At 64.2% G+C, this 4,374-nt stretch carries 4 protein-coding genes and 1 pseudogene; 2 read left to right on the top strand and 3 right to left on the bottom strand.

The features are described from left to right. From EN991_RS25025 to EN991_RS25015, 3 genes are all read right to left on the bottom strand, one after another. Positions 1-577 (bottom strand): ABC transporter permease (locus EN991_RS25025; protein WP_164769355.1); only part of this gene is annotated, 577 nt, incomplete at its 3' end. Further along, the gene (locus EN991_RS25020; protein WP_027163033.1) at positions 570-1,412 is read right to left on the bottom strand and encodes an ABC transporter permease; all 843 of its coding nucleotides are present in this window, start codon (positions 1,410-1,412) and stop codon (positions 570-572) included. The genes EN991_RS25020 and EN991_RS25025, both read right to left, overlap by 8 nt. A gap of 103 nt (positions 1,413-1,515) precedes the next feature. Beyond that, positions 1,516-2,580 carry a spermidine/putrescine ABC transporter substrate-binding protein gene (locus EN991_RS25015; RefSeq protein WP_063169495.1) on the bottom strand — a complete coding sequence of 355 codons (1,065 nt, stop codon included), beginning with the start codon at positions 2,578-2,580 and terminating at the stop codon, positions 1,516-1,518. 239 nt (positions 2,581-2,819) lie between these two features. Here EN991_RS25015 and EN991_RS25010 point away from each other — a divergent pair, with 239 nt between their 5' ends. Then, complete coding sequence (locus EN991_RS25010) at positions 2,820-3,758, top strand: GntR family transcriptional regulator (RefSeq protein ID WP_063169494.1); 939 nt, start codon at positions 2,820-2,822, stop codon at positions 3,756-3,758. A gap of 10 nt (positions 3,759-3,768) precedes the next feature. After that, positions 3,769-4,374: pseudogene (locus EN991_RS25005) on the top strand (glycosyl transferase family 1); the annotation flags it as partial.

The raw sequence follows: 4,374 nt of genomic DNA, 5'->3' as shown, positions 1-4,374 counted from the left end.
CCCCTGCAATCACCGCCGGCGCGATGACCGGCAATGTCACCCGCCGGAAGGTGGTGAGCGCGGAGGCGCCGAGATCGGCGGAGGCCTCGACGATCGACCAGTCGAAACTCTTCAGCCGCGCGCGCACCACCGAGCAGACGAAGGCGAGGTTGAAGACGACATGGGCGAGGATGATGGTGTGCAGGCCCATGGTTAGATTGAGCATGGAGAAGAACGAGAGCAGCGCGATCGCCAGCACGATGTCGGGAATGATCATCGGTGCGAAAATCAGCGCTTCGAGGGCCTTGCCGTATTGCCGGCGCATCTCGATGCCGATCGCCAGCAGCGTGCCGAGCAGAGTGGCGATCGCGGTCGAGACCAGCGCCACGATCAGCGTGTTGAGGGCCGCGGACAGGATCGCCGAATTCGAGGCCAGCGAGACATACCATTTCAGGGAGAATCCCGACCATGCCGTCGGCAACCCGCCTTCGTTGAAGGACAGCGCCACCAGCACGGCGATCGGGATGTAGAGGAAAGCGAAGACCAGGCTGAGCACGAGCCAGAGCGTGCGCCGCGTGGCAGGGGAGCGCTCAGCCATCGGTGTCTCCGCCGGCTTGCGTGACGTGACCCGAGGCGCGATTGGCGGCCAGCGCTTGCGCCATCAGTACCAGAAGCATGATGGCAATCAGCGCCATCGCCAGTGCCGCCCCGAAAGGCCAGTCGTTGGCGGTCAGGAACTGGTCGTAGACGAGGTTGCCGATCATCTGGAAGCGGCCGCCGCCGAGCAGCGCGGGCGTGACGAAATTACCGATCGACAGCACGAAGACGAAGACCGCGCCGGCGGCGATGCCCGGTACGGTCAGCGGCAGGATGACACGACGGAACGTGGTGGCTGCCGAAGCGCCGAGATCACGCGAGGCCTCGGCGAGTTCCGGGTTGAGTCGCGACAGCGGCGCGTAGCAGGCGAGAATGACGAAGGGCAGGTAGTTATAGACCAGGCCGGCGATGACGGCGCCTTCGGTGTAGAGCATCGACGGCGGCTCGCCGGTGTAGCCGAACCAGCGCAGCAGCTGGGTAATCAGGCCTTCGCGGTTGAGCAGCACGATCCAGGCATAGGTGCGGATCAGATAGTTGGACCAGAACGGCAGCACGGCGAAGAACAGGAACACTGGCTGCCACCGGCGCGGTGCCGCCGATATCGCGTAGGCGGCAGCATAGCCGATCACCACCGCGATCAGGGTCGCGGTGCCGGCGATGCGCGCCGAATTGAGGAAGATGCCGGCATAGAGCGGGTCGAAGACCAGGCCGAAATTCTCCAGCGTGAAGGTGTATTCGATGCCGCCATAGATGCCACGCCGGAAGAAGGCGAGCGCCAGTACCAGCGCGCACGGCACCACCATCAAGGCCGCGAGCCAGGCCAGCGCCGGGGCCATCAGCAAGGAGGAACGAAGTCTGGTTGAGGACACGATTGGGTACCGCATTCAGCGGCCGACGGCGGAAACCCGCCGTCGGCCGTGGTCTCTGATGTGCCGCCGCTTACTGCGCAGCCTTGATCTCGCTGACGATCTTCGAATAGTCGCGCTGGGCGTCGCCGACGTCACGCAACTGCTCGAATTTGACGAGATCGGCCACCGGCATCGCCATGTTGGGGAATTTTGCCAGAAAATCGGCCGGCAGGCTCTCCATGGCCGGCTTGTTCGGCACCTTGTAGTCGATGTTCTGCGCCGCCCAGGCGTGGTTCTTGGCGTCGAGCATGAAGTTGATGAACTGGAAGGCGGCGTCCTTGTTGGCGGAGGCCTTCATCACCACCATCGTGTCGACCCAGAGGTCCGAACCTTCCTTGGGAATGACGTATTTGATCTCCGGCTTTTCGGCGATGCCGTAATTGCACCAGCCGTCCCAGGCCTGCACCATCAGTGCCTCGCCGGACACCAGCTTGGAATAGAAGGTGGTGTCGTCATAGGCGAGCAGGGTCTTCTTGGCCGAGATCAGCAGATCCTTGACCTCGGCCATCTTGGCCGGGTCGGTTTCGTTGACCGAATAGCCCTTGTCGAGCTGGCCGGCGGCCAGCAGCCAGCGGTCGGTCGCCAGCATGGTGGTCTTGCCCTTCAATTCGTCGGAGGGCGCGAGCAGGTCGCTCCAGCTGGCCGGTGCGACCTTCATCAGATCCGAGCGATAGCAGAGGCCGGTGGTGCCCCAGGTGTAGGGCACCGAGAAGGCATTGCCGACATCGTGCGGCAGCTTGGCTGCTTCCGGATAGAGGTTGGCGAGGTTGGGGATCTTGGCGTGGTCGATCGGCTCGGTCAGGCCGAGCTTGTTCAGCACCTCGGCGAAGGGTGAGGAGACAAAGACCACGTCATAGCCCTTGCCGCCGGCGGCGATCAGCTTGCCCATGATCTCTTCATTGGTGGCATGCACCACCACTTCGCCCGAAACGCCGGTTGCGGTCTTGAAGGCGGCCATGGCGTCGGGTGCCATGTAGCCGTCCCAGTTGGAAATGACGAGGTCGGCAGCCGTCGCCGGCGCGGACAGCGCCAAGGCCAGGCCAAGTGCGATCGAAGATGTTTTCAGCGCACGGCGCCGCAGGCTGGTAGCGGTCATGACAGACTCCCATTCGGTTGATCGTCGAATTTCATTCGCCGGACCAACGCTTGCGACCCTTGCCGCTGCCTCGATCCTGTTCCCTCGGTCTTTTTCTCGCCGATTGTGCTGACAGTACTATTGCAGAAAAAAGTACGTCAATCCATAATTTGTCAAACGACCGAGGAAACTGGCCGATTGCGTCCGTTCGGGCGATCGGTCAAATCAATGCGGTCATCTCGTTTTCCGCTGGACCAGCCATGCAAGCCGCAGCCAGACGACCCCGCACCAACCATCTTGATCTGGCGCAGCGCATCCTGGATGTGGCGCGCCAGCGCGGCTTCGAGCCCGGTGCACGCTTGCCCGAGCAGCAGATCGCGTCGCTGTGCAATGTCTCGCGCACGCCGGTGCGGGCGGCACTCGGCCTGCTCGCGGAACGGGGCGTCGTGCGCTGGGAGGCGGAGTCCGGTTATCATCTGGCCATCGACCTCACCGCGCAGGCTTCGGTCGCCACGGAATTGCCCGCTGCCGAGGAGGACGAGTTGGCCGAGGCGATCCTGCGCGACCGCTCGGCGCGGCGACTGGACCAGACGGTGACCGTCGCGGGATTGATGCGGCGCTACAGTGCCGAGCGCAAGACGGTATTAAAAGCGTTGAACAAACTGACCGAAGAGAATCTGCTGGATCGTGCGCCTGGCCAGTCCTGGCTGTTTCGGCGCACGCCCGACGATCCGGAAGCGCAAGGCGACAGCTACGAGTTCCGCTTGCTGCTCGAGCCCGCGGCCATCCTGACGCCCGGCTTCAGGCTGGACGGCGCGCGGGCGGCGACGTTGCGCCAGGCTATGGAAGCGCTGGTGACGCTGCCGGACGCCGCCTTCGACACACGCGAGTTCCAGCGATTGGACATCGATTTTCACGGCATGCTCGCCGAGGGCAGCGCCAACCGCTTCATCGCCGACGCGCTCGCCGATCACCTCAGGCTGCGCCGGCTGCCGGGCATCTATGCCGGCGTCAACGTCTTCCGATTGCGGCAATCGCTGCGCGAACACCTTGTCATACTCGACCATCTTGAAAGCCTGCAGTATGAGGTGGCTGCCGATCTGCTTCGCATTCATCTGCGGCTCTCCCGCAACCAGCGACCGCAAGCGGCCAGCCGCGGGGCTCCCGCGCTGTTCGGCACGATCAGCCGGCCGGAATGACGAGGATTAATTGACGCGTAAAGCCAGCCCGACCATCGCGCTGTTTCCCGAAGCAAGCTTCGGCGCGGCGTTGAATTGCGTCGGCATCGCGCAGGCGCTGCGTGCGAAAGGCGCCCGGCCCGTCTTCATCTGCCATGCCGGTTTCTCCGGCGTCTTTGCCGACTATGGTTTCCAGGAATACCAGTTGCCAACCGACGAGCCGCTGAGCGAGAGCCAACGTCAGAGCTACTGGCAGGCTTTCGTGCGCCGGCACCTGCCGCATTTCAGGCTGAGCCCGATCGACCAGCTTGAGACCTATGTCGCTCCGACCTGGCAGGCCATCGTCGACACCGCGGTCAATGCCGAGGCGCCGCTGCGCCAATTGCTGGCACGGCTCAAGCCGGATGCCGTGGTGCTCGACAATGTCATCATGTTCCCGGCGATCGCCGCCGCCGGCTGTCCGTGGGTGCGCGTCGTCTCCTGCGCCGAGACCGAGCTGCCGGACGCCAATGTGCCGCCCTATCTGTCGGGGCTTGGCGTGGACGACCCGCAACGCGCGGCGTTCGAGGCCAGGTATCTGGCGGCTTGCGCGCCGGCGCATGACCGCTTCAACCGCTTCCGGGCGGATGCCGGACTG

This window comes from Mesorhizobium sp. M7A.F.Ca.US.005.03.2.1, from assembly GCF_003997795.1.
Classification (GTDB): domain Bacteria; phylum Pseudomonadota; class Alphaproteobacteria; order Rhizobiales; family Rhizobiaceae; genus Mesorhizobium; species Mesorhizobium ciceri.
Note: the sequence above shows the minus strand (reverse complement) of the source record. Positions and strands in the feature narration are given on the sequence as shown.